A 25957-nucleotide genomic window follows, 5' to 3' on the forward strand; every position below is an offset into this window, starting at 1 on the left:
CATGAGCACGCTCAAGGAGACGCTCTGGGACCCGATCGCCGGCTTCGGCGTGACGTTCCGGACGATGTTCAAGAAGCCCGTCACCGAGCAGTATCCGTTCGAGAAGCGGCCCACGGCGCCGCGCTTCCACGGCCGGCACCAGCTCAACCGCTGGCCCGACGGCCTCGAGAAGTGCGTCGGCTGCGAGCTGTGCGCCTGGGCGTGCCCGGCGGACGCGATCTACGTCGAGGGCGCCAGCAACACCGAGGACGAGCGGTACAGCCCCGGTGAGCGGTACGGCCGCGTCTACCAGATCAACTACCTGCGCTGCATCCTGTGCGGGCTGTGCATCGAGGCGTGCCCCACGCGCGCGCTCACGATGACCAACGAGTACGAGCTGGCCGACGACAACCGCGCGGACCTCATCTACGAGAAGTCCGACCTGCTGGCCCCGCTGCTGCCCGGCATGGTGGCCCCGCCGCACGAGATGATGATCAGCGACGACCACCACGACTACTACCGTGGCAAGACGCTGCCGATCGTCGACGTGACCGGACCGGAGGACGCCGCGTGACCGCCTTCTGGATCCTGGCTCCCGTCATGGTGGTGGCCGCGATGGGGCTGATCCTGGCTCGCAAGGCCGTGCACGCGGCGCTCTCGCTCGTCGTGGTGATGATCTGCCTGGCCATCCTCTACGCGGCGCAGGACGCCCCGTTCCTGTTCGCGGTGCAGATCATCGTCTACACCGGCGCGATCATGATGCTGTTCCTGTTCGTCGTGATGATGGTCGGCGTCGAGACGGCCGAGTCCGTCGTCGAGACCATCAAGGGCCAGCGGGTCGCCGCCGGCATCGTCGGCGTGCTGTTCGCGCTCGTGCTCTCGCTCGGCGTCGCCCAGGCGGTCTCGGCCTCGGTCGTCGGCCTCGACGAGGCGAACTCCGACGGCAACGTGCACGGCCTGGCGACGCTGCTGTTCACCAAGTACGTCCTGGCCTTCGAGTTCACCGCCGCGCTCATGATCGTGGCGGTGCTCGGCGCCATGGTGCTGGCGCACCGTGAGCGGCTCGTCGACCCGCCCACGCAGGCCGACCTGCAGGCCCGCCGCATGCGCGAGTACGCCGAGACCGGCCGCCACCCGGGCAACCCGCCCACGCCCGGCGTCTTCGCCCGCCACAACGCGGTCGACGTCCCCGCGCTGCTGCCGGACGGCACGCCCGTGCCCGAGTCGGTGCCCGGAGCCGTCGGGCGCCTGCGTGCCGAGGCCGCCCGCCGCGAGGCCGCGGACGAGGTGGCCGGCGAGATCGCCGCCACCGGCCCCGCGCCGGACGAGCGACCCGCCACCACCGAGCGGCCCGACACCGCCACCGACGAGGGGGGCCCGCGATGACTGAGTACCTGACCCTGTCGATGCTGCTGTTCTCGATCGGCGCCATCGGCGTGCTCGTGCGGCGCAACGCGATCATCGTGTTCATGTGCGTCGAGCTCATGCTCAACGCGGCGAACCTCGCCTTCGTGTCGTTCGCGCGGCAGCACGGCAACCTCGACGGCCAGGTCGCGGCGTTCTTCGTCATGGTCGTCGCCGCCGCCGAGGTGACGATCGGCCTGGCCATCATCGTGTCCATCTACCGCACGCGACGGACGACCTCGGTCGACGACGCGAACCTGCTCAAGGCCTAAGGAGTTCGCGTTGCTGGACCTGTCCTGGCTGCTCATCGCCATTCCGCTGGCGGGCGCCGCGCTGCTGCTCACGTGGGGCAAGGAGTCCGACGCCTTCGGACACCTCATCGCCACGGCCGCGTCGGCCGCGTCCTTCGTGCTCGGCGTCGTGCTGTTCGTCCAGCTCGCCGGGCGCGACGAGGGCGACCGCTCGGTGACCACCACCCTCGGCACCTGGATCGACGCCGGTCGCTTCCACGTCGACCTGGCCTTCACCTTCGACACGCTCTCGAGCCTGTTCGTCCTGCTCATCACGGGCGTCGGCACGCTCATCCACGTCTACTCGATCGGGTACATGGCGCACGACCCGCGGCGCCGGCGCTTCTTCGCGTACCTCAACCTGTTCATCGCGGCGATGCTCACGCTCGTGCTCGCGGCGGACTACCTCGTGCTGTTCCTGGGCTGGGAGGGCGTCGGCCTGGCCTCGTACCTGCTGATCGGCTTCTGGCAGCACAAGCCGTCCGCGGCGGCCGCCGCCAAGAAGGCGTTCGTGATGAACCGCGTCGGCGACGTCGGCCTGGCGCTGGGCATCATGACGATGTTCGCGTGGTTCGGCACGAGCTCGATCGCGGTGGTCAACCAGCAGATCGGCTCCGTCTCGGGCACGGTCGCCACGGCACTCGGCCTGCTCCTGCTGCTCGGCGCGTGCGGCAAGTCCGCGCAGTTCCCGCTGCAGGCCTGGCTGCTCGACGCCATGGAGGGCCCCACGCCGGTCTCGGCGCTCATCCACGCCGCCACGATGGTCACCGCGGGCGTCTATCTCGTGGTCCGGTCGCACGACGTCTTCGACGCCTCGCCCACCGCGCGGAACTTCGTCATCGCGGTCGGCGTCATCACGCTGCTCGCCGGTGCCTGGATCGGCTGCACCAAGGACGACATCAAGAAGGCGCTCGCCGGCTCCACGATGAGCCAGATCGGCTACATGATGCTCGCCGCCGGGCTCGGTCCCGCGGGCTACGCCTTCGCGATCTTCCACCTGCTGACGCACGGCTTCTTCAAGGCCAACATGTTCCTCGGCGCCGGCTCGGTCATGCACGGCATGGACGACGACGTCGACATGCGGCACTACGGCGCGCTGCGCACGGCGATGCCGATCACGTTCTACACGTTCGGCATCGGCTACCTGGCGATCCTGGGCTTCCCGGGCACCTCGGGCTTCTTCTCCAAGGACAAGATCATCGAGGCCGCGCTCGGCCACAACGTCTGGGTCGGCCTGGCCGCGCTGCTCGGCGCGGGCGTCACCGCGTTCTACATGACGCGCCTCATGCTCATGACGTTCTTCGGCCAGCGGCGCTGGCGCGAGGGCGTGCACCCGCACGAGTCGCCCTCGGTCATGACGGTCCCGCTCATCGTGCTGGCGGCCCTGTCGCTGCTGGCGGGCATCATGGCGCTCGGCTCCTGGATCGAGGAGTGGCTCGAGCCCGCCACCGGCCACGCCGAGCACCACGACCTGCCGCTGCCCGTCATCGTCATCACGCTCATCGTCCTGCTGGTCGTCGCCGCGGGCGTCGCCGTGGCCTGGCTCGTCTACGGCCGCCGCGAGATCGCCGGCGAGGCGCCGTCCGACGCGCAGGTGTCGGTGCCCACCCGTGCCGGCCGTGCCGAGCTCTACGGCAACCACGTCAACGACGCGCTCGTGGTCCGCCCGGCGACGCACCTGACGCGGGCGCTGGTGTGGGCCGACGCGAAGCTCATCGACGGGTTCGTGACCGGCTCGGCCGACCGCATCGGCGAGGTCGCCGGCGAGCTGCGCCGGCCGCAGACAGGTTTCGTCCGTTCCTACGCACTCACGGTGCTCGGAGGTGCTCTCGTGGTCCTGCTGGGCCTGCTGGCGGTGACGCTCGCATGATGCTGTCCCTGCTCATCGCCGTGCCGCTGCTCGGCGCCCTCGTGGTGGCCCTGCTGCCGCGCTCGAGCCACGTCACCGCGCGCTACGTCGCGTTCGGCGTCTCGATCCTCACGCTCGTCATGTCGGTGGCGCTGCTGCGCGAGTTCGACATCGACAGCGGCGGCTACCAGATCACCGAGCAGCACGAGTGGATCGGCGCCCTGGGCGTCCACTGGGCGCTCGGCGTCAACGGCATCGGCCTGACGATGATCTTCCTGACCACCGTCCTGACGCCGATCGTGCTGCTCGCCTCGTGGCGCGACAAGGAGCTCGACCCCGCGCGCACCAGCTCCTACTTCGCGTGGATGCTCGTGCTCGAGGCGCTCGCGATCGGCGTGTTCGCCGCGACCGACGTGTTCGTGTTCTACGTCCTGTTCGAGGCGACGCTGATCCCGCTGTACTTCCTGATCGGCGCGCACGGCGGCGGCCAGCGCAGCTACGCCGCGGTCAAGTTCCTCATCTACAACCTCGTCGGCGGCCTCATCATGCTGGCCTCGGTCGTGGGCCTGTACGTGCTGTCGTCCCAGCAGGGCGGCGCCACGTTCCTGCACGAGGACCTCATGGGCCTGGAGATGTCGCAGACCACCGAACGGCTGCTGTTCCTGGGCTTCTTCATCGCGTTCGCGATCAAGGCGCCGCTGTGGCCACTGCACACGTGGCTGCCCGACGCGGCCGCCTCGGCCACGCCGGGCACGTCCGTGCTCATGGTCAGCGTCGTCGACAAGATCGGCACGTTCGGCATGATCCGCTGGTGCCTGGAGCTGTTCCCGGGTGCCTCGGACTGGGCCAGTCCCGTCGTGATCACGCTCGCCGTCATCAGCATCCTGTACGGCGCGCTCCTCGCGATCGGCCAGGACGACCTGCGCCGCCTCATCGCGCTGACGTCGGTCTCGCACTTCGGCTTCATCATCCTGGGCATCTTCGCGTTCACCACGACGTCGATGACCGGCTCGGTGCTCTACATGTTCAACCACGGCCTGTCGACGGCGATCCTGTTCCTCGTCGCCGGCATGATGGTCGCCCGCCGCGGCTCCGCGCGCATCAGCGACTTCGGCGGCGTCCAGAAGGTCGCGCCGGTCCTGTCGGGCGTCCTGCTGGTCGGCGGCCTGTCGAGCCTGTCCCTGCCCGGCCTGGCGCCGTTCGTGTCGGAGTTCCTCGTGCTCGCCGGCACGTTCACGCGCTCCATCCCGGCGGCCGCGTTCGCGACGCTCGGCATGGTGCTCGCGGCGGTCTACATCCTGCTGATGTACCAGCGCACGATGACCGGCCCGGTCACCGAGCACACGGCGCTGCTGCCGGACCTGTCCCGGCGCGAGGTCGGCGCGCTGTCGCCCGCGATCGTGCTGATCATCGGTCTGGGCTTCGTCCCGCAGCCGCTGCTCTCGGTCATCGACCCGGCCGTCGAGCCCGTGCTGTCCACGGTGGGCATCGGCGACCCGCCGCAGCGCGCGCCCATCGACCTGACCCACGACGAGACGGAAGGAGCCCACGAATGAGCAGTGCGCTCTCCGTCCTGCCCGGTGCGCTCACCGCGGCGGCGCCCGACATCCCCGCGATCTCGCTGGACTACGGGCGGCTGTCGCCGATCATCGCGGTCGGCGCCCTGGCCATGATCGGCCTCGTCATCGAGATCGTCGTGCCGCGTCGTGCGCGGTTCCTCACCCAGGCCGTCGTCGCCGTCGCCGGCTCGCTCGTGGCGCTCGGACTGACGGTCTGGGTCTACTTGGACCTGCCGGCCGTCGACGAGTCGCGCTGGCCCGCCCTGGGCGGCACCGAGGCCGAGGGCTCGATCTCGGTCGACGGCCCCGGCGTGCTGACGTGGGCGATGCTGCTGCTGTTCGCGGCGCTGTCGTTCCTGCTGTTCGCCGAGCGCAGCTTCGACCGCGGCGTGAGCGCGTTCGTGGGCCGCGCCGCCGACGCCCCCGGCTCGGCCGGCGAGGTCGAGGCGCTGCGCGAGCGCCTCGAGCACACCGAGGTCTTCCCGCTCGCCTCGTTCGCGCTGGCCGGCATGATGCTGTTCTCGGTGTCGAACGACCTCATCACGATGTTCGTCGCCCTCGAGGTGCTGTCGCTGCCGCTGTACGTACTGTGCGGCGTCGCGCGCCGCCGTCGCCTGCTCAGCCAGGAGGCGGCCATGAAGTACTTCCTGCTGGGCGCCTTCTCGTCGGCGTTCTTCCTGTACGGCGCCGCGCTCGCGTACGGCTACGCGGGCAGCCTCAACCTCGGCGAGATCGACACCGCCGTGTCGGCGCGCTCGGACGAGACGCACCTGCTGCTCGCCGCGATCGGCCTGCTGCTCGTGGGCCTGCTGTTCAAGGTCGGCGCCGTGCCGTTCCACAACTGGACGCCCGACGTCTACCAGGGCGCGCCGACGCCGGTCACCGCGTTCATGGCCGCGGCCACGAAGGCGGCGGCGTTCATCGCGATGCTGCGCGTGCTGTTCGTCGCGTTCGGCGGGGCGTCGTGGGACTGGCGTCCCGTGCTGTGGGTCGTCGCGGTCGCCACGATGCTGGTCGGCGCGGTCGTATCGATCAGCCAGACCGACGTCAAGCGCATGCTGGCCTACTCGTCGATCGCGCACGCCGGCTTCATCACGGTCGGCCTGTCCGGCGCCTACCTCGGCACGCAGGACGGCGACACGATCACCTCGGTCTCGTCGGTGCTGTTCTACCTGCTCGTCTACGGCATCGGCACGATCGGCGCCTTCGCGATCGTGACGGTCGTGCGCGACTCGGCGGGCGAGACCCCGCACCTGTCCAAGTGGGCCGGCCTGGGCAAGGAGTCGCCGTTCCTGGCCGGCTCCTTCGCGCTGTTCATGCTCTCGTTCGCGGGCATCCCGCTGACTGCCGGCTTCATCGGCAAGTGGGCCGTCTTCAGCGCGGCCTGGGCCGGTGGCGCGTGGGTCCTGGTGGTCCTGGGCGTGCTGTTCAGCGCCCTCGCCGCGTACTTCTACGTCCGCGTCATCGTGCTGATGTTCTTCACCGAGCCGGTGGGGGACGGGCCGACGGTGGCCCTGGCCGGTGTGCCGACTACCGTGGTCATTGCCCTGGCCGCGATCGCGACCATCGCACTCGGTCTCGTGCCGGGTCCGATCCTCGATCTGGCCCAGCACGCCGGCGTCTTCGTGCGCTAGCGGGGGCGTGTCGATCTCGGAAGGGAAGTGAAGCGTGGCCAGCGTCGGCTCGTTCGCGGATTCTGCGCTGGAGCAGCGTGTCAACGCCGGCGTCCAGCAGGTCGAGGACCTGCTCGCGCGGTCGGTGCACAGCCCCGAGCCGCTCGTCGCGGAGGCGTCCTCGCACCTGCTCCAGGCCGGTGGCAAGCGCTTCCGCCCCCTGCTCACGGTGCTGTGCGCCGAGTTCGGTGACCCGTCGGCCGCCGAGATCGTGCCGGCCGCCGTGGTGGTCGAGCTGACCCACCTCGCGACGCTCTACCACGACGACGTCATGGACGAGGCCGCGATGCGTCGCGGCGCCCCGAGCGCCAATGCGCGCTGGGACAACTCGGTGGCGATCCTCGTGGGCGACTTCCTGTTCGCGCGCGCCTCGTCGCTCGTGGCCGACCTCGGGCCCGAGGCGGTCCGGATCCAGGCCGACACGTTCGCCCGGCTCGTCCACGGCCAGCTGCGCGAGACGCTCGGCCCCGGTCCCGAGGACGACCCGCTGCAGCACTACCTCTCGGTCGTCGCCGACAAGACGGGCTCGCTCATCGCCACGGCGGCGCGGCTCGGCGCGATGATGTCCGGCGCCGGCGAGGACGTCGAGGCGACCCTGCTCGAGTTCGGCGAGCGCATCGGCGCGGCGTTCCAGCTGGCCGACGACATCATCGACATCGCGAGCGACTCCGGCGACTCCGGCAAGGTCCCGGGCACCGACCTGCGCGAGGGCGTGCCGACCCTGCCGACGCTGCTCGTGCAGGCCGAGCCGGTCGAGGGCGACGAGCGGCTGCAGCAGCTGCTCTCGGGTCCGATCGCCGACGAGGACGACGTCCAGTGGGCGATCCGCGCGCTGCGCGAGCACCCCGCGATGGACCGTGCCCGCGCCTACGTGCGCGCCGAGGCCGATGCCGCCCGCGCCCTGCTCGACAAGCTGCCCCAGGGCCCGGCCCGCGACGCCCTCGACGACATCTGCACCCGCGCCACCGAGCGCCTGGGCTGACCCTCCTCGCTGAGTTTCACGTTCGGCCACGTCCGCGCGGCGTGTCGCCGGCCGAACGTGCAACTCAGCGGGTGGGGCGTCAGATCGCCGTGGACTCCGCCGCGCACTCGTCGACGGCCCGGCGGGCGCGCCGGCGCGTGTTCATCGCGTCGAACGTGAAGATGACCAGCGCGGCCCAGACGATGAGGAAGCCGATCCAGCGGGCCGTGCCCATCGTCTCGTCGAAGATCGTCAGGCCGAAGATGAACTGCAGGATCGGGCCGAGGTACTGCAGGATGCCGATCGTCGTGAGCGACAGCCGGACCGCCGCGGCGCCGAACATCAGCAGCGGGATCGCCGTGACGATGCCGGTGCCGATCAGCAGGACCGTGTTCAGGGCGCCCTCGTGCCCGAACGTCAGCGTCCCCTGCACACCCAAGAGCACCAGGTACGCGATCGCGAACGGGGTCAGGATCGTGGTCTCGACCGAGAGCGCCTCGATCGTGCCGAGGTTCGCGCGCTTCTTGAGGAAGCCGTAGGTCGCGAAGCTCGTCGCCAGCAGCAGCGCGACCCACGGGGGCCGGCCGTAGTCGACCGTCAGCACGACCACCGCGAGGATGCCGAGCGCGACGGCCACCCACTGCAGCCGGCGCAGGTTCTCGCCCAGCACGAAGACGCCGAGCAGCACCGTCATGAGGGGGTTGATGAAGTAGCCCAGGCTCGTCTCGATGACGTGACCGTTCGTGACGCCCCAGATGAAGCCGCCCCAGTTGAGCGTGATGACGACCGACGCGAAGGCCAGCGGGACCATGAGCCGCCGCTGGCGGACGATGTCGCGGAACGCGCCCCACTTGTGGGTGATCGTCAGCAGGCCGAGGCAGAACACGAACGTCCACACGATGCGGTGGGCGAGGACCTCGTACGCCGACGCCGGCTCGAGGAGCGGCCAGTACAGGGGGAAGAATCCCCAGCACAGATAGGCGGCCACGCCGAAGAGCAGGCCGGCCCTGGAGTCGGTGTTCTGGGTCGTCACGTGCTAACTCAACACCCACGAGGGCCCCATTCATCCCGAGGGGTGTCCTAAGTTCGTCCCGTGTCCCTGCGCACCCGCTTCCTGTCGCTGCTCGCGCTGCGCTGGCTCGCCACGGGCCTGCTCATGCCGGTCTCGCTGCTGCTGCCGCTCGAGCGCGGCCTGACGGTCGCCGAGGTCGGCCTGGCGATGGCGGCGCAGGGCGTCGTCGTGATCGTGCTGGAGGTGCCGAGTGGCGCCCTCTCGGACGCTTGGGGCCGTCGTCCCGTCTTCGTCGCGTCGGCGCTTCTGGCGATCACGGCGTACGCGGTGACGTTCCTGGCGCAGTCGCTCGCCGCGTTCGCCGTCGCGTGGGCGATCAGCGGCGTCTTCCGTGCGCTCGACAGCGGGCCGCTCGAGTCGTGGTTCGTCGACGCCGAGAACGCCCGCGGGGCGGCGCACGAGGTGCCGCGCGGGCTCGCGGCGGCCGGGGGCGTCATCAGCGCGTCGATCGCCGCGGGCTCGCTGGCGTCGGCCGGGCTGCTGTGGCTGGCGCCGTGGGGGACCGAGGCGACGCTCGCCGCGCCGTACCTCGTCGCGATCGGCGTCGTGCTCGTGCAGGTGCTGTGCGCCTGGCTGCTCATGGATCCGGTCCGCGCCGAGGCCGCGCCGACGCTCGGCGCATGGCGCGAGACGCTCGTGACGGGCGTCAAGGTCGCGTTCGGGCGACGGCTGCGGCTGCTGAGCGCCGCGATGGCGCTCGTCGGTGTCAGCGTCGCGGCGCTCGAGCTGATGATGCCGGTCCGGCTCGAGGAGTTCGCCGCGGATGCGTCCGACGCCGCCTCGACGCTCGGCGTGGTCTCCTCGGTGGCGTGGGGGCTGGCGGCTCTCGGCGCGGCCGTGACGACCCGTGCGCTGCGCCTGGTGGGTCCCGCGTTCTTGGCGCCCGTGCTCTTCGTCGTCGAGGGACTGGGCCTGCTGGCGATGGCCGCCGCGGGCGGGGTCGGCGTTCTCGTCGCGGGGTACTGGCTGTGCTACCTCGTGCACACGTCGTCAGGAGCGATGTACAACTCGCTCGTGCACGACCGGGTCTCGGACGCCCAGCGCGGCACGGCGCTGTCGGTCGCCTCGATGGCGTTCCTCGGCGCCGGCGCCGCGGGCGGAGTGACGCTCGGCGCGCTGGCGGACGAGGCGGGCGCCTCGGCGTCCCTCGTCGTCGGCGGCACGCTCATGGTGCTCGCCGCCCTCATGGTCGTGGGCGCGGTGCGCCCGCGTCAGCGGTAGTTGGTGAACTGACGGGTTTCTCTTGGTTCGCCACGGTTGCTCTGGTGAATGCGGGCTGACCTGCGCAAACGTCGCCACGGTCGTTTGGTGAGCGTTGGCGACGGCGATCACTTATCGGTTGTCTTGCGGACTATCTGCGGACTGCCGCCCAATGAAAAGTGCCCCCGCGCTGCTGGAACAGCCGAGGGCGTGGACCCGATCAGTAGGAGATCGAATCGTGAGCAAGCGTACTGCTACATCCACGTGCCCGGAATGGTGCACGAATCACAACCGAGGCCAGGCTGCGTCGCACCCTGATGACGAGATGCACTGGGTCGACATTGATGCGTCGGCGTTCACCGCCCTGGATCTGGGGCTCGAGCCGGTGCTCGGGCTCTACCAGTACCTCGACGAGGAACGACCGTCGCTGGCCTTCTGGGGGCTCGAGGTCCCCGCGGAGGCCGACGTGGACGCAACGCGCCTCCGTGGGTTGGCCGCCGCTCTCACGCGGGTGGCCGACAAGGTGGACGAGATCACGGGCGTCATGACCGTGGGACAGATCAATCTCGATTGGACGTCGGACGATCGCGGCGTGTCGTCGTGGGGGTCTGACCGATGACTGCGGCATGGATGGAGTACCCGACAGGTCCGACCATGCAGCAGCTGCAGGCGATGGTCCTCGTCATGGGCTACCAGCTCGTCTTTCACGATGGCGGCCCGAAGGGAGCGACGAGCTTCGACAACGCGACTGTCAGTGTCCGACGCAATCTGACCGAAGCCGAGGCGCGAGTGACCTACCTTCACGAGCTCGTCCACACGTTCCGCGGGCCGGCTCATCTTGCGGACGAGGAAGCCGAGGAAGAGCAGGTCGAACTGCTCACTTCGCGTCTGCTCATCCCTCGCATGGAGAACGGGCTGACCGACCATCTCGTGAGGCGCCGATTCAAGGTCGACGCGGAGTGCGTGGAGGCTCGGCGGCGGCCACTGCGAGAGGACCGTATCGCCTGACCTGGGGAATCTGTCCCGGCCGCACCTCGGGTGAGTAGGTCCCACTCACCCGAGGTGCGGCCACCTGTCGGAAATTTCTGACACGGATGGCCCGCACGGCACAAGAACTGCGACCCACGCCGCGGGCAACGTACCCGCGATGTCAGAGCGCGTCACCCTGCTGCGAGACTCCGATGCGTGACCGACCCGATCCTTGTCACGGTCTCCCAAGCCGCGGACCTGCTCGCCTCTCGATTGCGTCCGTCCGCAACCTTGAGGCCGCTGGCCATCTTGAGCTCAGGTACATCGGCAAGGGCACTCGCAACTACCGACTCACGTACGACTCGCTGCGCCGCTACGCAGACAGCCTCCCCGCGGATCCGGTGGCGTCATGACGACGACGCATGACGTCCGGACTGAACCGGCCCTCTATCGTGTTCGGGACGCCGCCTACATCCTGGCTGTCTCCGAGTGGGAGGTGCGACGTCTCGCCGAGATCGGGTCTCTTCGCCGCCGCTACATCGGGTCCGGGCGGAAGTACTACCGGATCACGGCCGACTCCGTCGAGTCGTATCTCGAGTCGCTCCCGAGCGAGCGGGAGGCGTAAGAGCCGTGGACGTCTGCCCCATCTGCGCCGCCGCGACGGACAACCTGACGAAGCACCTGCACTGGCATGGGCACGCGCTGGAGTACGAGGTGATCGACGGAGTCCCGGTCGACTCGTGGGGACGCGAGATCCGCGGACGCAGACGCATGCCTTGGTAGCGTACGAAGTGGCCCGAATGTGACCAAAGTTGCCCATATGGGGCTGAAGTTGTCTCACCCGCGCGCTACATTGGCGATGCCGGTGACAAGAGGTCCAGGGGATCTCTTCCCTTCTTGGGGATAGCCGGCACTACTTTTGCCCCCATGGCGCGAAGATTGACCGCTCCGTCGGCTTGATGCTCGTCTCATACCAAGTGCACGTCTTCTTGTTCAGTACGCGATGCGTTGCCCACAAGCCATAGTCAGCCACCTGTAGACCCCACGACGTGCCAGCGTCCCAGACGCACAGCACGATCTTGCGATCGATCTGATTGCAGACGTCGTCCAGAGCCTGTCGCGCCTGCGTGCGTCGTTCGGCGGTGCCGAACGACGCCGCTACGACGTACAGAGTGTCACCGGGGTTGCTCACCTCGGGCGCGACGTACTTGAGGTGCTGGAACCAGGCCAGCTTGTACAGGTACATCTGACCTCGCTCCTTCACGTAGTCGTAGGCGTTGGCCTTGAGCAGGAACGTGGAGTCGAAGCGGGGCGCCTGTGCCGCGATCACATTGAACATCTCGGTGCGCGTGCGGTTGCTGTCATTGACCGCATGGAACCCGCTGCGCATCGACAGGCCGCGGCGCTCGAGGTCCGCTCGCAGCCTGAGACCCTCGAAGAGGTGTGCCCCATGATCCGATCCGAAGGTTGCTGTTCCGAACCCGAAGTAGTCCGTGGCGCCCGACTTTCCGGCCGCGTCATAGTCCAGGTTTCCCGACTCGTCGGCATAAACAAAGATGTCAGCCACAGTGAGTACGCCCTGTCACGCCGCGCCACCCCGGTCGTCGCTCCCGACGCTCATCGCTTGAGACTCTGGGCCTCTGCGCAGCTCCGTGCTTCTCGGCGTGGTTGCTGCGCGTTCCATAGCGACACGAGTAACAGAACGACCTCCCTCAGGCATGGATGGAATCTATCTCCGAATGCGGCGAACGTCATGCGAGCCCGTGGTTGGCGATGTATGAACCATTCTGGTGCCGAGGGGACCTCTCTCGCATAGTGTCGGTGCATGTGCAGGCCCTTCGCTGTCACGATCGCGACCCTTGCGTTGCTCGCGGGCTGCGGAGGAAGCGAAGCGCCCTTCTCTGAGCGCGACCCCGAGGGATACAAGGCTTGCAGCATGTTTGCCGAGACCCACGCGAGCAAGGACATGGAGGTGAAGATTGGCGGCCTGCTGACTTCGGGCGAGCAAGCGAGGAAGGCCGGCACGAAGGCGATCCGTGAAAGCGCGGAGGCGGTGTTCGACGAGGACGCGATGGACGCGCTCAAGGGAACTGAGAACGAGGGTAACGACTTCCCGATGGTCGACGCCGACAAGCTGAAGAAGGCATGTTCGAACGAGGGATTCGAGTTCTAACGATCCTGATAGCCGCATCGCAGGTGCCCACGCTCGCCCTTTCCGGTGTGCCCCCAACGTCGCGCCATGGGCTGATCGGTAACCCTAGGCTTCCCGGGACGCCAGCTTGATCGCTTGCTCTCGGGGCAGCCGTCCGCAGTCTGCGCGTGACGCCGGACCCCTCCGGAGATAGATTCCATCCATGCCTGAGGGAGGTCGTTCTGTTACTCGTGGTCGCGACGACAAGCGCACCAGCCAGCGCGAGAAGGATGCTGGGTCGGTCGGCTCTTTTGAGCCGGACGTCGACGCAGAGGGACACGGTGACGGCGCATGAAGCGCGAGATCGCCGGCGCACCTCAGCAGGGTCCAGGCGAGCGATACAACCCCCCTCCGAAGCACGCCTGCGAAGAGTCCAACTGGCAACTGCCGTTGGACCGAGAGAACCGCCTCCACTTCCACGCCAGGGTCTACAAGCGTCGGATCGTGCACTTCTCGATCGAGCACCAGCATCGGTGGGACGGGGAGTGGAAGTGTGTCGCAAGGATCGACTCGAAGGACTCGATTCACCTGCACCTCTGGGACCGGTGGGGCACAGTATTGGTAGACCACAAAGTGATCACAGAAATTCCACCCTCGCCAGAGGGTCAGCAAGTGGTCCACAATGGGTTCGAGCCAGCGGGTCAACTGCTGGAAGCGAAGTGGGAAGAGCATCTGAGGAGGTGGTCCGAGTGAGTAACACGCTAGCCGCAGCGCGGAAAGACTTCCTGTCGCGCATGACCGAGCTCACGGTCAATGGGCCACTGCTCGAGCCGTACCACCAGCACGAGTATTTCCTGCCTGTCTACTACGAAACAACGCTAGGCGAGATCAGCGACGCGATCCCTAGCGACTGCGATCAGGTTGTCATTGCGATGCTGCTCGAGGGTTCGCACGTGCGTTTCAGCTTCATGGGGAGTGAGGTCGAGGGCGAGGGGTTCTCAGGCCCGCTGGCCCTCCTTGAGGCCCATGGACCGGCCCAGGTGGACGTGGGCGACGAGGACATGGCGGACTTCAGCATCGGCGAACTGTCCGAGATGCTTGAAGAGCAGTCCGACTACTTGTCCGCGATCGGCGACGACGGCCCGACCATGGACGAGTTCCTCACGGGGATGGTCGCGTTCCGAGCCCGCCGTCGAGCACGCAACCGAAACAAGATCGACTGATCCTGTCGGGTCCTGTCACTACGGTCACACGCTTATGCAGGCAGGCGTCCTGTGGCGCGGCCTCACTGTGCGCGCTTAGCATCGCGGCGGCACGAGCGAGGTTGTCTGCCGAACCGAATGCGAGCGTGGGGCCGCGCGTCGCTATCTACTAGTTGCAGACGTTTTGGTCGATCGAGCGCACCAGCAGCCGAGCGTCTAGGAAGCTGTCGACTCCGCCCAGTTCAGCGATCGTGTCGGCCTCGCGGTTCCAGTCGTCAGGCTGAGCTTGCGGGCTGGGCAGGTCGCGCTCGCAGACCGTCTCGACGATGAGGTCGAATTCCTGACGTCCGATGTCGACTCCGCGCTTCGTGACGTCGAGGTAAACAGCATCAGATAGACCGGCACGCGACGCCTCCGCTGAGGCGTCGGGCGGCAGTTCGGTTCCCGCCTCGCTGCAGCCAGCAGCGAACGCCAGCAGGCATGTCATGGCCACCACTCTCATAGCGCGGAATCTACCTTCGGTGATGGGCGATCGGCGGATGTTGTCGGAGATCGTGCGTAGGCTGCGGATCAAACATCGCTCGAGGAGGACTGTCCAGTGACCAGACTCATGATTGGATCGGGTGTCTCGGCCATCGAGGTGGACTTTCCAGATGATGCTTCCGCGACGAGCTTTGCGGAGCGGATGGCAGAACGTTTCGCCGAGCAGAAGGCAATCTGGATCAGCACGGCGACGACGAGCGACGAGGAGGACGTGCCCGCGTCCATCCTCATCCGTGTCCCGCCCTCGGCTCTGGTGTCGTTCGAACTTGATGCCCTGCCGCCCGAAGGCCTCGTCGGCCGCCTCACCGAGCTCGAAGGCGGCGGGCGCCCGCCGGCGGGTGCTGCATAAGCAAGCCCGCCGGCGAGTCGTCGTCGTTCAGGTGGTCCGGGTCATGTTGCGGAAGGTCGCAGCGTCCCGACCGAGATCCAGTCGGACCCGCGCCAGACCGCGCTCCACGCCGCGCTCGACGCCACGCTCGATCGCATCGGCCACCGATTGGGGCATGCTCGCCGTGAGGTCCCCGCTGAATCCGCCGTCCGCGAAGCCCTGCATGCCGAGGCGGCGCCCGGTCTCGGCCCAGATGTCGATCGACCGCGAACGCTTCGACGGGTGCAGCGGGATGTACGCCTCGCCGCCCGTCTCCGGCTCAGCCCACACACGCCACGCGCCGGCAGGAGCAATCTGCGCCACGTGGTTCTCCCGCAGGCCACCGTTCGCGAAGAAGTCCCACACGCCGCCGTCGGCGTTGTTGATCGTCTGACGGCCACTGCCGCCCTTGTTGTTGCCCGTGTTCACGCGGTGCGTCTCGATCGTGACTGTCGCTCGGTCGCCGTCCAGGTTCTCCAGCAGGTCTCGGACGTACCTGATGGTCCCCGTCGCCGCATCCTGTGCCCGCAGTCGCACCTCGGCATCGCTGCCGTCGAGCTTCCGACGCTTGCCGTCCACGTCGTCGATCAGCGGCGTCGCTCGATCCAAGGCAGCAAGGACCGTCTGCACCTGCTCCGGCGTCAGGTTGTAGCGACGGGTGATGTCGTCGATCTGCAGCGCGGTCGGCTGGTAGTCGAGCAACTTGAGCTCCGTGTACACGCCGACGGGAACGCCCGCGAGTGCGGCGGCAAGCTGCTGAGTCGTCTCAATCTGGCCTGATGTAGCCTCGGCGGCGTCTCGTGCCCTCTCGCCTGCGGTGCGCCACTTGGCAGAGTTCTCGTCGACATAGTCGCCCAAGTACGCATAGGCGTCAGCCAGGTCTCGGACGTCGACACCAAGGCGCTTGGCCTCCGCGGCGTACTCCGGACCAGTCAGTCCGCGCAGTTCGCCGAGGCGGCGATTCACCTCCTGCATGGCCATCCCGCTACCCATTGCCGCGTCTGTGATCGTGCGGAGCTCGATGCCTAGGGTCTTGGCGGCCTCGAGCCCGGTCATGTCCACCGCTCCGAAGGACGTGCCGAACAGGCCCTCCTTGAGGGGCTTGTTCAGATCCTCGATCGCCATCGCGCGCGCGGCCTCGGTCATCTTGCCGGTTGCCCTGTCGTACGTTGCGATCAGCGCCTCGACCTCAGCCGCAGCGTCAGCGTGAGCGTCGCCGAAGCCCTTCACGAGTCCGATCGCGCCGCCGATCGCCGACCCCCACGGGCCGCCGACCGCGAAACCGACAGCCATCCCGGACAGCGCATCTGTCGCGATCCCGGCCGTGCGGTCGAACTCGCCGATGTCGTCCGACAGGGTCGAGAGGCCGATGCCGGCTGCCAGAGCGCCGCCGCGGAACAGGAGCGCCTTCTTCCGGGACGTCTCGAAGCCGAGGCCCAGCTCCGAGAGGTTCGACTGGAGGCTCGCGTACGACGTGAGTGCCCGGGTCACGGCCCAGGTGCCGCCACCAACGGCGGCCGTCAGTCCGAGCGCGCCCAGGGTTGCGTCCTTCGCTGGCTGCGGCAGGTCGTTGTACACCTCGACCAGCGACGACAGCTGCTGGACCATGTCGCGCAGAGGTCCGTTTGCACCCTCACCCGTCCCGATCATCGCCGTCTCGAGCGCGCCCGTGAACTGCTCGAAGTCGCCCTTGAGGTTGTCCATCTTCGTGGCGGCGGTTTCCGCGGCGAAGCCCTGATCGTCGACGGCCTTGACCCACTTGTTGATGCCGGCCTCGCCCTCTCGGTACAGAACGTTGGCGGCGCGGATCGCGTCTGACCCGAACAGCGTCTCCATCGCGGCGGACCGCTGCTCGGACGACATGCCCTTGAACGCCGACTGGAGACGACCGGCGTAGTCGGCCAGCCCGACGAACTCGCCACTGCTGTCGTACGCGGACAACCCGAGATCCTTCATCAGCTCGGCGGCTTCCTTCGAAGACGGGTTGAGGCGCTGCAGCATCGTCTTGAACGAGGTGCCGGCATCACTGCCGAGGAGCCCGGACTGAGCGAACGCCGCGAGGCCGCCGGTCGTCTCCTCGATCGACAGTCCCGTGTCCGACGCGATGATTCCGGCCTGATTGAGGGCCTGCCCGAAGTCGGAGATCTCGCCGTTCGCCTTGCCAGCGGCCGCCGCGAGCAGATCCGCGATGCGTGGGACGTCCTTGCCCCGGAGGCCGAACTGATTCATGGCCTGCGAGGCGTACGCCGCGGCCTCGCCAACCTCGATGTTCCCGGCGGCGGCCATGTCGAGAGCACCCTGCAGGCCGCCTCCGAGGATCTCCTTGGCGGTGACACCGGCGCGGGCCATCTCCTCGATCGCGGCAGCAGACTCGGTCGCGTTGAACTTCGTCTTGGCGCCCATGTCGACCGCCATGTCCCGAAGGGCCGCGATGTTGTCACGGGCGTCCTGGCCGGTCGACTCGACTGCTGACATCGCCTCGTCGAAGTCAGCGAAGGACTTCACGATCAGACCGCCGGCCGCAGTGGCGGCGGCCCCCACGAGGCCGAAGCCGTTCCCGATCTCGTTGAGTGCCTGGCGCTTCTGCTCCGACTTCTCGAGCTCCCTCGTGAAGTTCCGGACTCCGACTTGCGCCTTGCCGATGCCCGACATGAACCCGTCCACGCGGGCTCCGATCCTGATCCACAGATCCCTGTTGGTCACGTGCCTTCTCCGTTCAACATGCTCGCCAAGCGAGCGTTCGCGTTGCGCGCGAGAGCTCCCGCGCGCTCAAGAGCAGGCAGTTCGAGGCGGTCGCCCTCCATGAGGAGGTTCAGGCTGGCGACAGTGATGGACAGCAACCCGGCCTCGAGCTCGGGATAGTTGTCGATCGCCCTGGCCAGTTCGCGGCCGGCGATCTGGATGTCGCCAGTTCGCAGCGTGGCCGACAGCCGCGTCAGGTCAACGATGAGCGTCATCTGACGGCTGACCTCGGCATGGGTAACCCGGGCGCTCATCGAGGGCCCTCCACGCCCACGGAGGGCCCAACGCGGTGGATCGGCGAAAAGTTTGAACCCGCCGCACTCTTTTCGCCCCTCACCCGCGGTCCAGAGGTGTGCCCCGCCGGGGCCCTCCCCCTGCCGTCGTGCGCGCGCATGCCTCAGATGCTCAGTTCGCTCGACGATTGCCCGCCGGCGCGGGCAGCGTTGCGGGCGACGGATCCCATCTGCTCGACCTCGCGCGGCATCGCGACACTGAACAGGAAGCCGCCAAGAATCCCTGACCGCAGGTCCGATCGTCGCGCGGCCTCGAGCTGTTGGATCTTGGCCGCGACGTCGGGACGCTTCTCGAGATACGCATCGAGGACTGGGCTCCAGCCTCCGCCGAGGAATCCACTCGAGGCGTGCTCGTAGGCCCGCCGTGCGATCGCACGCACCAGCACCTCGTCGTCGTTGATCTCGGCGCGCTCGAGCAGCCGGATGGCCTCGTTCGGATCCTCGATCCGGGACACCCTGTCATCGGCGTCGCGGGTGCTGATGGCGTCCGCTCCAGTCCGAGTGGGCGCCTCGCCGAAGAGAGAACGGATGGCGTCGGCACCGCTGGCCGACGGCGTGCCGAACAGCTCGCGGGTGAGGCTGCTCGCTGAGTCGGCCGCGGTGCGCTCCCATCGCTCGCGGATCTGCTCGACCTCGGCCTGGGTCGCCCAGTACAGCTGGGCGAGGCGGGTTGCGCGCCCCGCCGGCGAGAGCTCGGGGTCGGTGCGGATGCTCGCGATCTGCAGGTCGTACGCGCTTACGATCCTGCCGACCTGGTCGACTACTTCCTGGGGAATGTCCGGCATGGTGCTGCTCCTTCGTCAGGCCGCTCGCGCGGCTCGGAATTGTTCGAGGTCTTCTCGGCCGATCACCCAGCGGTCGCCCGTCCTCGTTGCGGTGAGGCGTCCCTCTCGGCACGCTTTCCCGACTGCTTCGCGGGTGATCCCTAGGTGTGATGCGGCCTGTCCTGTTGTGAACCACTTCGATCGTGCGTCGGGTTCCGGTGCCCTGTCGCCCTCGGTTCCTGATGCGGAACCAGCCCAGAGCAGGGCCGCGAGGCGAATGTCCTCGAGCACCGCTGATGCCTCCGGATCGAGGCCGCGCGTCCGCACTCGCAGCTCGCTCAGTCGGCCGTGGCGCTCGAGCAGGTTGGCGATTCGAGCGGGCACGACCACCGAGGGTTCGCCGACCTTGAGTAGGTACGACCGGCGGTTCGCCCGAGGTGCCCCATTGGTCACGGCTGCAGCACCTCGTACTCCGGCATCGATCGGACGATGTGGGTGGCTCCGTGGGCGTCCACGACGAGGACAGGGATACTCCGAGTGAAGGCTGCTCGGACTCCGGGGTTCGGTCGTGGCGCGCCCGAATCGTGGCGTGCCCGCGAACTGGAGGAACCGTACGGACCGGACTTCACTTCACCCACGGTCCGCCCTGATGGTCGGCCAGCCCCGCCCCTCTGGTGGCCGCTGTTCAGCTCGCGGACCATGCGCTTCCAGTTGGTCTTGGTCATGTGTTCCTCCTGGTGTCTTGACGTCGAGAGATGTGTGAGCAGCGAGAGCAGCACGGCTCGTGGGTTTCGATGCGCCTGAGTTGGCAGAAATACGCGCCGGTGCCGCAGTCATGACAGGAGGTGAGGCCCCGTCGCGGCGCAGGACGCGGTACGGGTGTGTCCCACGCGTCCCCCCTATAGAGGGGGGGACGCGGGGACGCACCCTGAACCACGCTCTGACCTGCGCGTTCCCCGTTTCGGGGGACGCGGGGGGACGCACTAGGGGACGCGGGGACGCACATCACGACTCACTCCCCTCGAACGGCTTGATGAGGCGAATGGGAGTGCCGTTGCTGACGTATCCCTCGACCTGGAGCAGGGCGATCGCATCGCGGATCGTGCGGGACTTGCCGGTGACGACGGCCTCGATCTGACGACCGCTCATGTCGCCCTTGTCGGCGAGCGCCTGGCAGATGTTCGCCATGACCCGAGTGGGGCGCATGGTCGTCTCGCTCTTGCTCTCCGGGGCCACGACCTCGACCTCGGTCATGCCCTCTACCTCGGTCGTCACGCGCAGGTCCGCGAACCAGAACATGCCGTCACGACCGGGCAGGCCGTGCTTGCGGAGCTGGCCGGGGCGATCCTTGGCGATCCGCACCGTCGTGATGCCGGTGAGCCCGATCCCGAGCGGCTTGCGGCTCTCGAGGACGAACGCTGCACCGTCGAGCCCATTGAGCTTGTGAACGCCGCCGAGCGCGTACCGGCCTCGGGACTCGGTCGACTTGACGACGTGGTCCAGGCAGACAACGGCCGGCCCGACGTCGGCGATCGGGCGCGGCAGGATGCGGCCGAACGTGGCGATGTCTTTATTGTTCAGCGGGTCCATCCCGTGCAACGTCATCGCCTCGGTTACGCCGTCGAGCACCACCAGCGACGGCTCTACGGTCGTCAGCAGCCCGCGCAGGTCATCAAGGTTGATCCCGGTCCCCAGCGCGACCGTGGGGCGCAGGTAGTGGAACCTCGCGCGGATCAGGTCCGGTCCCAGCTGCATCGCCAGCAGCCGGTTCACGATGCCGCCCTCGTCGTCCTCGAAGTCGACGTAGACGACATGACGATCGGCGGCGATCTCATCGAGGCACGCCGAGAGGGTCAACCACGTCTTGCCGGCCTCGGACTCCGCAGAGACGGTGTGGACCTTGCCGGGATAGAACAGGCCCACGCCGTCACTTCGGCGACCGACGGTAGGCACGGCAGGTCGCCACGAGCCGCTGAGTACCGCCGAGAGATCGACAGGTCGCCACGGCCGTGGGCTGACCGGCGTCGCGCCGATGAGGTGATCGGCCGCAGTCCACTGGTCGACGGTCATCGCGCACCGCCGGTCTCAGTGATGAGGACACGGCGGCCGTCTCGCTCGGCTGCAGCGATGACGTCGCGCGCGGTGCGTGCGCTCGTCGACCACCCGCGACGGGACCGCAGCCACGTTCCGCGCCCGCCCACGATCTCGCAGTAGTCGCCGCCGCCAAAGCCACGAATGAGGGCTTGGCCGCGCGGTGTGTCGAATTCGACCCTGATCAGCGAGCGCGCCTTCACACAGACCACCCCGCCGCCATCGCCCGTAGCCCCTCGCGCTCGGACTCCTCGGCGATGCGGACTGCCCGCAGTGCCGTCGGGTCGACGTGCTGCGTGATGGCCGTCTCGACGATGGCCCTCAGGGCGGTCGGAGCGATGGCGTCCACCTCGACCGAGTCGCCGGCGAACTTCGGGGCTCGCGTGTCCGTCGACTTCGTCGGACGGGTGGGGAGGTTGAACTCGTCGATCTGCGCGGGCGTGACCGCTATCCGCTGCATGTGGACCGAGACGCCTGGGGCGAATCTGTGCACCTTGTCCTGGAAGTCACGCCAAGCATCAGCGCCGGAGGGATCGTGGTCCCCAAGCTGGTACACGTAGGTCGTTTTGCCCAGGTCGTCGTTGGCGATGATCGACTGAGCGATCGAGTGCGTGAAGGTCTCTGACGAGTAGCCGCGGGTGATCGCGAGCTCGACGTCCCACTGGTACGTGATCGGGAGGATCACTCCGCTGATCGCGTCCTTCTCGGAGATCACGATGACCTCGGCAGCCTGGTTGTGCCAGAGAGACCGGCGGTACGACGCCGAGAGATCCACGAGCATCCGATCGACGCCAGTCCAGGTCTCCGGCCGGTGCACGACCCGTGACCCGTCCGCGATCCAGGAGTACGGGATCCGCCCCGACCGGCGCAGCTCCAAGAGCCGGCGTCCTACGGCCTGATAGCCAGCTTCGGTCTTCTCCACCGCGTCGGCGGAGACGACCCGGTAGAACACGCCGCGCAATGTGACCGGGTGCTCCGTGCGGACCGCGGCCACGATCGCATCGTCGAGCGCGTCCAGCTGTGCTCGAGTCCGGCGACGGCGCTTTACGGGGCTAGCCTCGTAAGTGGCCGTCATGCTGCCACCGCCCGAGGATCCACCAGCACGGCGCGGATCTCGTCGTCACGCCATCCGACGGCGCGCAATTCGGTCGCATGGCGCAGGATGCCGGCGGAACTCATGCCGAAGCTGGACGGGACGTGTGGACGGGCGGAAGTCCTCGTCGCCCTCCGCAGTTGGCGGCGTCGCGCCCGGTCAAGGCGTCGGCGGGCCGTCGCCGGATCGGGCAGATTCGCCTTGATCTGAGCCACGATCTCGAGTCGATCGGGCGGTACACTGAGGTTGGGACTGTTCATAAGGGTGGGTTCTCCTTGAACGAACGACGAAGCCCCGACCTGGTAGGAGGTCGGGGCTTCGTTTCTGTCTGAGGTCTGAGTCGTTAGGCCGGTCGATGGAGGATGTTGTGAACGGCTTCCTCGCCGGTGGGGTCGGGATGGTCGAGTACGTAGCGCCTGAAGAGTTCAGCGTCGGCCGTCACTGGATCTCGACGTGTCACAAGTTCGTTCACGAGTCGTCGCACGCGCGCGCCGCTGACGCACATGCCTGCCGCCGCGAATGCCTTCGCTGCCTCGCGCTGGAGCACCTTGGGGTGCAGGAACTCTCGCTCCGAGAAGTTCTCGATCTCCGCATTGGCCGGCGGGTTCGGCAGGGGAGGCCGAAGGGTCAACTGGCGGCCTTCGCAGCTTCGATCCACGCCTCGACGTCTGCCCGCGCGTAGAGGCGCCTCTTTCCTACGGAGAAACTCCGGGGCCCTCGGGAGGCATGAGCCCACCACCTGACTGTGGACGGTGACACGTGGACCAGTTCGGCGACGTCTTCGACGGTTAGGTACTCAGCCATTGCTCATGCTCCTGTTCTGGCACCCTGGTGAGGGCTACTCCGATCAACCATTTCCATACTGACTCAGAACGGGACCGTTTGCAAGGATTTGCCAAGGTGCGATTTCGGTGTAATGTCTTGGGCGTGAACGACGACCTAGCAGCCCGCGTTCGGGCGATCCGCGAGCAGCGGAGCCTGACCCAATCGAGCCTCGCGCGTGAAATGCAGCGAATGGGGTTTCCGTGGCGCCCGCAAACAGTGGTCAAGATTGAGGCTGGCGATCGAGGACTGAAGTTCGAGGAAGGTCTCGCGCTCTCCACGATTCTCTCGGTGGATCCGGGAATGCTTGCCGGTCTTGCTGGGTCACTATCGGATCCGGCTCTACGTGTACAGGACATGACGCGGGCCTTCCGCGTCAGCCTGAGTGAAGCGAATGAGTGCGCTTCGGCGATTGCGAAGGCCCGCGAGGGCCTCGACACGAGCCTGGAGCACATCATTCGTGGGTACAGGGACCTGGCGAAGCGGGAGGACGAGGCGAGGCATCTCGCTGCGCGCCACGCTGAGGCACGGAAACGTCTCGACGAAGTGCTCGCCGATCATGGGGACGAAGTGCCGAGCCACGTCGCCGGGTCAGCCGAGCTGTCGGAGCAGATGGTCACGCACACGTTGACTCAAATGCTGAGCGCGCTCGAGGAATGGCAACGTCGCTGGGACGAACTTCTGGATGGTCTTGGGATGCAGATACGAGAACTCGCGGTGAGGTTGAGTGATGGCCAGTAAGAGCATCGCGAAGCGCGACAACGGCAAGTGGCGGGCCCGCTACCGGGACGTCGCCGGCAAGGAACACGCGCGCCACTTCGACCGGAAGATCGACGCTCAGCAGTGGCTCGACGAAGTGACGGCCGCCATCGTCACGGGCCAGTACGTCGACCCGAAGGCCGGCCGCATCACCTTCGGCGCCTGGTTCGACCAGTGGGTGAGTGAACAGGTGTGGGAGGACGGGACGATCGAGACGACCGTGCTCGTGCGGAAGTCCCTCACGTTCGCCGACAAGCCGATCAGGACGGTGACCCAGTCGGACGTGAAGCGGTGGCTGAAGAGCCTCACCCTGCCGACTGCGACGCGGCCGAAGGGGCTTGCGCCGTCGACGATCAAGGTCCGCTTCAACTACGTGCGGATGGCGTTCATCGCGGCCCGCGTAGACAAGGTGATCGCCACCGACCCCACGGACCAGCTCGACTATCGGAAGGCGGTCAAGGCATCGGCCCGTACTGGTGAGGTTCGCCGAAGTGACATCCCGACGCCCGAGCAGGTCGCCGCGGCGCTCGAGAGCTCGTGGGGGCCGTTCCACGCCTTCATCGCGGTCTGTGCCTTCGGCGGCCTGCGCCTCGGCGAGGCAGCCGGACTGCGCGCCCGCGACGTGCGGTTCCTCGAGCGTCAGATTGACGTCGAGCAGCAGGTGCAGGGCCAGACGGTAGCGACGGCCCGCATCACGCCGCCCAAGTACGGGACGGTGCGCAGGGTGCACGTGTCGGCAGACCTCGTCGAGATCCTGGCCGCCCACGTCGCGAAGACGGGCGCCACCGACGACGACCTTCTCTTCTTGAACGACGGCGAGCCCTTCAATCGGAACTCGGCGGGCAACAAGTGGCGCACTGTCAGGAAGAACGCCGGCATCCCCGAGCGGTTCACCCTGCACTCACTGCGTCACTTTTTCGCGTCGGGCCTCATCGCGGCCGGGTGTGACGTCGCGACGGTCCAGAAGGCGCTCGGGCACTCGTCCCCGGCGATCACTCTCGACATCTACACGCACCTGTGGCCGGACAGCGAGGAGCGCGCTCGTGCTGCTGCCTCGGCCGTCTCGGCGGCCGTTCTTCGGCCTGGTGCGGACCCTGTGCGGACTGAGGGGGTGGTGACCCTGCGCTGACCTGCGCAGACTCCCCGCTCTCAGCGGTAGTTGGTGAACTGCACCGCGAAGTCGAGGTCGGCGCCCTTCACGAGCGCGATGACCTCCTGCAGGTCGTCGCGGGACTTGCTCGTGACGCGCAGCTCGTCGCCCTGGATCTGCACCTTGACGCCCTTGGGGCCCTCGTCGCGGATCAGCTTGCTGACCTTCTTGGCCTGCTCGGTGCTGATGCCCTCGCCGAACGTGCCGTTGATCTTGACGTCCTTGCCGGACTGGCGCGGGTCGCCGGCCTCGAAGGCCTTGAGGCTGATGCCGCGCTTGATGAGCTTGGTCTGGAAGACGTCCAGCACCGCGAGCGCGCGCTCCTCGGCGTTGGCGGTGATCTCCACGCCCCACTCGCCCTTCCACTCGATGGCGGCACCGGTGTTCTTGAAGTCGTATCGCGTCGCGATCTCCTTGGCCGCCTGGTTGAGGGCGTTGTCGGCCTCCTGGCGGTCGATCTTGCTCACGATGTCGAAGGAGGAATCGGCCATGGGCCCACCCTAGCGGCCCGCGACGGGTGCCCTGATTTCCGACTCCGGTGGGCGCTGGGGTAATCTTGCCGACTGTCGCGGCAGGTTGCCCGAGCGGCCAAAGGGAGCTGACTGTAAATCAGCCGGCATTGCCTTCAGAGGTTCGAATCCTCTACCTGCCACGTGACGCGAGGCCCCCGACCGATCCGGTCGGGGGCTTCGCACTCTTCCGGGTCAGCGCGTGCGTCCTGTCGGTGCGAGCCCCTATCGTCGAGGCATGGCCACGCCCGAACCCGACCGCCGTCCCGGCGAGGACTGGTCGCTGCGCGCGCTCTACGACCTCGTGCCCGACGCGTACGAGCTCGACCTGCTCGAGGAGTCGCGCCGCGCGCCGGTCACGCCGGTCGTGCCCGACTTCGCGGCCGCGCACGACGCGTTCGTCGCGTCCCTCGGGTTCGACGACGCGCCCGAGGGCGAGGACCCCGGCGCCCCGTCGGTCACGCAGGCGCAGTTCCTCGTCGAGCGCCTGCTCGGCGGCGAGGTCGTCGACGACCCGGCGCGCTGACGCCACGGG

The 25957-nt window shown here is 67.8% G+C and carries 31 protein-coding genes and 1 tRNA gene; 19 read left to right on the forward strand and 13 right to left on the reverse strand.

Going from position 1 to position 25957, the window contains the following annotated elements; translation table 11 throughout:
• Position 1: 1 nt before the first annotated feature.
• From nuoI to AB3M81_RS01860, 7 genes are read left to right on the forward strand one after another with little or no spacing between them, the layout of a single operon-like run.
• Positions 2-553 carry an NADH-quinone oxidoreductase subunit NuoI gene (nuoI, locus tag AB3M81_RS01830; RefSeq protein WP_412902204.1) on the forward strand — a complete coding sequence of 184 codons (552 nt, stop codon included), beginning with the start codon at positions 2-4 and terminating at the stop codon, positions 551-553.
• Positions 554-579: 26 nt separating this feature from the next.
• Entirely contained in the window at positions 580-1365 is a 786-nt protein-coding gene (locus tag AB3M81_RS01835) for an NADH-quinone oxidoreductase subunit J (protein ID WP_412902556.1), read from the forward strand.
• Positions 1362-1655 carry an NADH-quinone oxidoreductase subunit NuoK gene (nuoK, locus tag AB3M81_RS01840; protein WP_412902205.1) on the forward strand — a complete coding sequence of 98 codons (294 nt, stop codon included), beginning with the start codon at positions 1362-1364 and terminating at the stop codon, positions 1653-1655. The genes AB3M81_RS01835 and nuoK overlap by 4 nt, the downstream gene beginning before the upstream one ends.
• A gap of 10 nt (positions 1656-1665) precedes the next feature.
• Positions 1666-3543, forward strand: coding sequence for an NADH-quinone oxidoreductase subunit L (nuoL, locus tag AB3M81_RS01845; protein ID WP_412902206.1), 1878 nt, complete (start codon positions 1666-1668; stop codon positions 3541-3543).
• Positions 3540-5078 carry an NADH-quinone oxidoreductase subunit M gene (locus tag AB3M81_RS01850; protein WP_412902207.1) on the forward strand — a complete coding sequence of 513 codons (1539 nt, stop codon included), beginning with the start codon at positions 3540-3542 and terminating at the stop codon, positions 5076-5078. The genes nuoL and AB3M81_RS01850 overlap by 4 nt, the downstream gene beginning before the upstream one ends.
• A complete protein-coding gene (gene nuoN / locus AB3M81_RS01855) occupies positions 5075-6715 on the forward strand; it encodes an NADH-quinone oxidoreductase subunit NuoN (RefSeq protein ID WP_412902208.1) in 1641 nt (546 codons plus the stop codon). The genes AB3M81_RS01850 and nuoN overlap by 4 nt, the downstream gene beginning before the upstream one ends.
• A 34-nt stretch (positions 6716-6749) precedes the next feature.
• Positions 6750-7736, forward strand: coding sequence for a polyprenyl synthetase family protein (locus AB3M81_RS01860; RefSeq protein WP_412902209.1), 987 nt, complete (start codon positions 6750-6752; stop codon positions 7734-7736).
• A gap of 79 nt (positions 7737-7815) precedes the next feature.
• Here the strand turns inward: AB3M81_RS01860 and rarD are convergent, their stop codons facing one another.
• Positions 7816-8748 (reverse strand): EamA family transporter RarD, encoded by a 933-nt coding sequence (gene rarD / locus AB3M81_RS01865; protein ID WP_412902210.1) that lies wholly within the window; start codon positions 8746-8748, stop codon positions 7816-7818.
• A 60-nt stretch (positions 8749-8808) separates the two neighbouring features.
• On the opposite strand from rarD, the gene AB3M81_RS01870 reads away from it, so the two are divergent.
• The 4 genes from AB3M81_RS01870 (at position 8809) to AB3M81_RS01885 (ending at position 11581) form a co-directional block, all read left to right on the forward strand.
• Entirely contained in the window at positions 8809-10008 is a 1200-nt protein-coding gene (locus AB3M81_RS01870; RefSeq protein ID WP_412902211.1) for an MFS transporter, read from the forward strand.
• A gap of 151 nt (positions 10009-10159) precedes the next feature.
• Positions 10160-10606, forward strand: coding sequence for a DUF6907 domain-containing protein (locus AB3M81_RS01875; RefSeq protein ID WP_412902557.1), 447 nt, complete (start codon positions 10160-10162; stop codon positions 10604-10606).
• 35 nt (positions 10607-10641) lie between these two features.
• Positions 10642-10995, forward strand: a complete 354-nt coding sequence (locus AB3M81_RS01880; RefSeq protein ID WP_412902212.1) for a hypothetical protein — start codon at positions 10642-10644, stop codon at positions 10993-10995.
• Positions 10996-11365: 370 nt separating this feature from the next.
• Complete coding sequence (locus tag AB3M81_RS01885) at positions 11366-11581, forward strand: hypothetical protein (protein ID WP_412902213.1); 216 nt, start codon at positions 11366-11368, stop codon at positions 11579-11581.
• A 288-nt stretch (positions 11582-11869) separates the two neighbouring features.
• On the opposite strand, the gene AB3M81_RS01890 is transcribed toward AB3M81_RS01885, so the two are convergent.
• Positions 11870-12523 carry a DUF3800 domain-containing protein gene (locus AB3M81_RS01890; RefSeq protein ID WP_412902214.1) on the reverse strand — a complete coding sequence of 218 codons (654 nt, stop codon included), beginning with the start codon at positions 12521-12523 and terminating at the stop codon, positions 11870-11872.
• A 258-nt stretch (positions 12524-12781) separates the two neighbouring features.
• On the opposite strand from AB3M81_RS01890, the gene AB3M81_RS01895 reads away from it, so the two are divergent.
• The 3 genes from AB3M81_RS01895 to AB3M81_RS01905 all read left to right on the forward strand — a co-directional run bounded on the left by AB3M81_RS01895 (position 12782) and on the right by AB3M81_RS01905 (position 14310).
• Positions 12782-13129, forward strand: a complete 348-nt coding sequence (locus tag AB3M81_RS01895; RefSeq protein WP_412902215.1) for a hypothetical protein — start codon at positions 12782-12784, stop codon at positions 13127-13129.
• A 309-nt stretch (positions 13130-13438) separates the two neighbouring features.
• Positions 13439-13840, forward strand: coding sequence for a DUF7718 family protein (locus AB3M81_RS01900; protein ID WP_412902216.1), 402 nt, complete (start codon positions 13439-13441; stop codon positions 13838-13840).
• Between the two features lie 41 nt (positions 13841-13881).
• Positions 13882-14310 carry a hypothetical protein gene (locus AB3M81_RS01905; protein WP_412902217.1) on the forward strand — a complete coding sequence of 143 codons (429 nt, stop codon included), beginning with the start codon at positions 13882-13884 and terminating at the stop codon, positions 14308-14310.
• A 148-nt stretch (positions 14311-14458) separates the two neighbouring features.
• Here AB3M81_RS01905 and AB3M81_RS01910 read toward each other — a convergent pair whose 3' ends face one another.
• Positions 14459-14776: a hypothetical protein gene (locus tag AB3M81_RS01910; protein WP_412902218.1), complete on the reverse strand. Its 318-nt coding sequence runs from the start codon at positions 14774-14776 to the stop codon at positions 14459-14461.
• Positions 14777-14887: 111 nt separating this feature from the next.
• On the opposite strand from AB3M81_RS01910, the gene AB3M81_RS01915 reads away from it, so the two are divergent.
• Positions 14888-15181, forward strand: a complete 294-nt coding sequence (locus AB3M81_RS01915; protein ID WP_412902219.1) for a hypothetical protein — start codon at positions 14888-14890, stop codon at positions 15179-15181.
• 27 nt (positions 15182-15208) lie between these two features.
• Here AB3M81_RS01915 and AB3M81_RS01920 read toward each other — a convergent pair whose 3' ends face one another.
• The 9 genes from AB3M81_RS01920 to AB3M81_RS01960 form a co-directional block, all read right to left on the reverse strand.
• A complete protein-coding gene (locus tag AB3M81_RS01920; protein ID WP_412902220.1) occupies positions 15209-17902 on the reverse strand; it encodes a phage tail tape measure protein in 2694 nt (897 codons plus the stop codon).
• A complete protein-coding gene (locus AB3M81_RS01925) occupies positions 17899-18195 on the reverse strand; it encodes a hypothetical protein (RefSeq protein ID WP_412902221.1) in 297 nt (98 codons plus the stop codon). The genes AB3M81_RS01920 and AB3M81_RS01925 overlap by 4 nt, the downstream gene beginning before the upstream one ends.
• Before the next feature lie 143 nt (positions 18196-18338).
• A complete protein-coding gene (locus AB3M81_RS01930; protein ID WP_412902222.1) occupies positions 18339-19019 on the reverse strand; it encodes a hypothetical protein in 681 nt (226 codons plus the stop codon).
• Between the two features lie 15 nt (positions 19020-19034).
• On the reverse strand, positions 19035-19451 hold the full coding sequence (locus AB3M81_RS01935) for a helix-turn-helix domain-containing protein (protein WP_412902223.1): 417 nt from the start codon (positions 19449-19451) through the stop codon (positions 19035-19037).
• A 552-nt stretch (positions 19452-20003) separates the two neighbouring features.
• Positions 20004-20921 carry an AAA family ATPase gene (locus AB3M81_RS01940; protein WP_412902224.1) on the reverse strand — a complete coding sequence of 306 codons (918 nt, stop codon included), beginning with the start codon at positions 20919-20921 and terminating at the stop codon, positions 20004-20006.
• Positions 20922-21288: 367 nt separating this feature from the next.
• Positions 21289-22164 (reverse strand): hypothetical protein, encoded by an 876-nt coding sequence (locus AB3M81_RS01945; protein WP_412902225.1) that lies wholly within the window; start codon positions 22162-22164, stop codon positions 21289-21291.
• Entirely contained in the window at positions 22161-22397 is a 237-nt protein-coding gene (locus AB3M81_RS01950; RefSeq protein ID WP_412902226.1) for a hypothetical protein, read from the reverse strand. Before AB3M81_RS01950 ends, AB3M81_RS01945 begins: the two co-directional genes overlap by 4 nt.
• Positions 22398-22525: 128 nt before the next feature.
• Positions 22526-22840 (reverse strand): hypothetical protein, encoded by a 315-nt coding sequence (locus AB3M81_RS01955; RefSeq protein ID WP_412902227.1) that lies wholly within the window; start codon positions 22838-22840, stop codon positions 22526-22528.
• Positions 22810-22986, reverse strand: a complete 177-nt coding sequence (locus AB3M81_RS01960) for a helix-turn-helix transcriptional regulator (RefSeq protein WP_412902228.1) — start codon at positions 22984-22986, stop codon at positions 22810-22812. Before AB3M81_RS01960 ends, AB3M81_RS01955 begins: the two co-directional genes overlap by 31 nt.
• A 123-nt stretch (positions 22987-23109) precedes the next feature.
• On the opposite strand from AB3M81_RS01960, the gene AB3M81_RS01965 reads away from it, so the two are divergent.
• Together AB3M81_RS01965 and AB3M81_RS01970 are read left to right on the forward strand one after the other, a co-directional pair.
• Positions 23110-23745 (forward strand): helix-turn-helix transcriptional regulator, encoded by a 636-nt coding sequence (locus AB3M81_RS01965; RefSeq protein WP_412902229.1) that lies wholly within the window; start codon positions 23110-23112, stop codon positions 23743-23745.
• On the forward strand, positions 23735-24892 hold the full coding sequence (locus tag AB3M81_RS01970; RefSeq protein ID WP_412902230.1) for a tyrosine-type recombinase/integrase: 1158 nt from the start codon (positions 23735-23737) through the stop codon (positions 24890-24892). Before AB3M81_RS01965 ends, AB3M81_RS01970 begins: the two co-directional genes overlap by 11 nt.
• A gap of 20 nt (positions 24893-24912) precedes the next feature.
• Here the strand turns inward: AB3M81_RS01970 and AB3M81_RS01975 are convergent, their stop codons facing one another.
• Positions 24913-25404 carry a YajQ family cyclic di-GMP-binding protein gene (locus AB3M81_RS01975; RefSeq protein ID WP_412902231.1) on the reverse strand — a complete coding sequence of 164 codons (492 nt, stop codon included), beginning with the start codon at positions 25402-25404 and terminating at the stop codon, positions 24913-24915.
• 79 nt (positions 25405-25483) lie between these two features.
• Here AB3M81_RS01975 and AB3M81_RS01980 point away from each other — a divergent pair.
• A tRNA-Tyr gene (locus AB3M81_RS01980) sits at positions 25484-25565 on the forward strand.
• A gap of 95 nt (positions 25566-25660) precedes the next feature.
• Positions 25661-25948, forward strand: a complete 288-nt coding sequence (locus tag AB3M81_RS01985) for a hypothetical protein (protein ID WP_412902232.1) — start codon at positions 25661-25663, stop codon at positions 25946-25948.
• Positions 25949-25957 lie beyond the last annotated feature (9 nt).

It is taken from the genome of Aeromicrobium jepli (assembly GCF_047246605.1).
GTDB lineage: Bacteria > Actinomycetota > Actinomycetes > Propionibacteriales > Nocardioidaceae > Aeromicrobium.

Excerpts from the sequence above, each read along its gene's own strand:
- nuoN (WP_412902208.1), top strand. The coding sequence starts at position 5,075 with ATGAGCAGTGCGCTCTCCGTCCTGCCCGGTGCGCTCACCGCGGCGGCG.
- AB3M81_RS01835 (WP_412902556.1), top strand. The coding sequence starts at position 580 with ATGGTGGTGGCCGCGATGGGGCTGATCCTGGCTCGCAAGGCCGTGCAC.
- AB3M81_RS01960 (WP_412902228.1), bottom strand. The coding sequence starts at position 22,986 with ATGGCTGAGTACCTAACCGTCGAAGACGTCGCCGAACTGGTCCACGTG.
- nuoI (WP_412902204.1), top strand. The coding sequence starts at position 2 with ATGAGCACGCTCAAGGAGACGCTCTGGGACCCGATCGCCGGCTTCGGC.
- AB3M81_RS01985 (WP_412902232.1), top strand. The coding sequence starts at position 25,661 with ATGGCCACGCCCGAACCCGACCGCCGTCCCGGCGAGGACTGGTCGCTG.
- AB3M81_RS01975 (WP_412902231.1), bottom strand. The coding sequence starts at position 25,404 with ATGGCCGATTCCTCCTTCGACATCGTGAGCAAGATCGACCGCCAGGAG.
- AB3M81_RS01925 (WP_412902221.1), bottom strand. The coding sequence starts at position 18,195 with ATGAGCGCCCGGGTTACCCATGCCGAGGTCAGCCGTCAGATGACGCTC.
- AB3M81_RS01910 (WP_412902218.1), bottom strand. The coding sequence starts at position 14,776 with ATGACATGCCTGCTGGCGTTCGCTGCTGGCTGCAGCGAGGCGGGAACC.
- AB3M81_RS01905 (WP_412902217.1), top strand. The coding sequence starts at position 13,882 with ATGACCGAGCTCACGGTCAATGGGCCACTGCTCGAGCCGTACCACCAG.
- AB3M81_RS01885 (WP_412902213.1), top strand. The coding sequence starts at position 11,366 with ATGACGACGACGCATGACGTCCGGACTGAACCGGCCCTCTATCGTGTT.
- AB3M81_RS01850 (WP_412902207.1), top strand. The coding sequence starts at position 3,540 with ATGATGCTGTCCCTGCTCATCGCCGTGCCGCTGCTCGGCGCCCTCGTG.
- AB3M81_RS01880 (WP_412902212.1), top strand. The coding sequence starts at position 10,642 with ATGCAGCAGCTGCAGGCGATGGTCCTCGTCATGGGCTACCAGCTCGTC.
- AB3M81_RS01970 (WP_412902230.1), top strand. The coding sequence starts at position 23,735 with ATGGCCAGTAAGAGCATCGCGAAGCGCGACAACGGCAAGTGGCGGGCC.
- nuoK (WP_412902205.1), top strand. The coding sequence starts at position 1,362 with ATGACTGAGTACCTGACCCTGTCGATGCTGCTGTTCTCGATCGGCGCC.
- AB3M81_RS01930 (WP_412902222.1), bottom strand. The coding sequence starts at position 19,019 with ATGCCGGACATTCCCCAGGAAGTAGTCGACCAGGTCGGCAGGATCGTA.
- AB3M81_RS01900 (WP_412902216.1), top strand. The coding sequence starts at position 13,439 with ATGAAGCGCGAGATCGCCGGCGCACCTCAGCAGGGTCCAGGCGAGCGA.
- AB3M81_RS01945 (WP_412902225.1), bottom strand. The coding sequence starts at position 22,164 with ATGACGGCCACTTACGAGGCTAGCCCCGTAAAGCGCCGTCGCCGGACT.
- AB3M81_RS01875 (WP_412902557.1), top strand. The coding sequence starts at position 10,160 with ATGAAAAGTGCCCCCGCGCTGCTGGAACAGCCGAGGGCGTGGACCCGA.
- AB3M81_RS01895 (WP_412902215.1), top strand. The coding sequence starts at position 12,782 with ATGTGCAGGCCCTTCGCTGTCACGATCGCGACCCTTGCGTTGCTCGCG.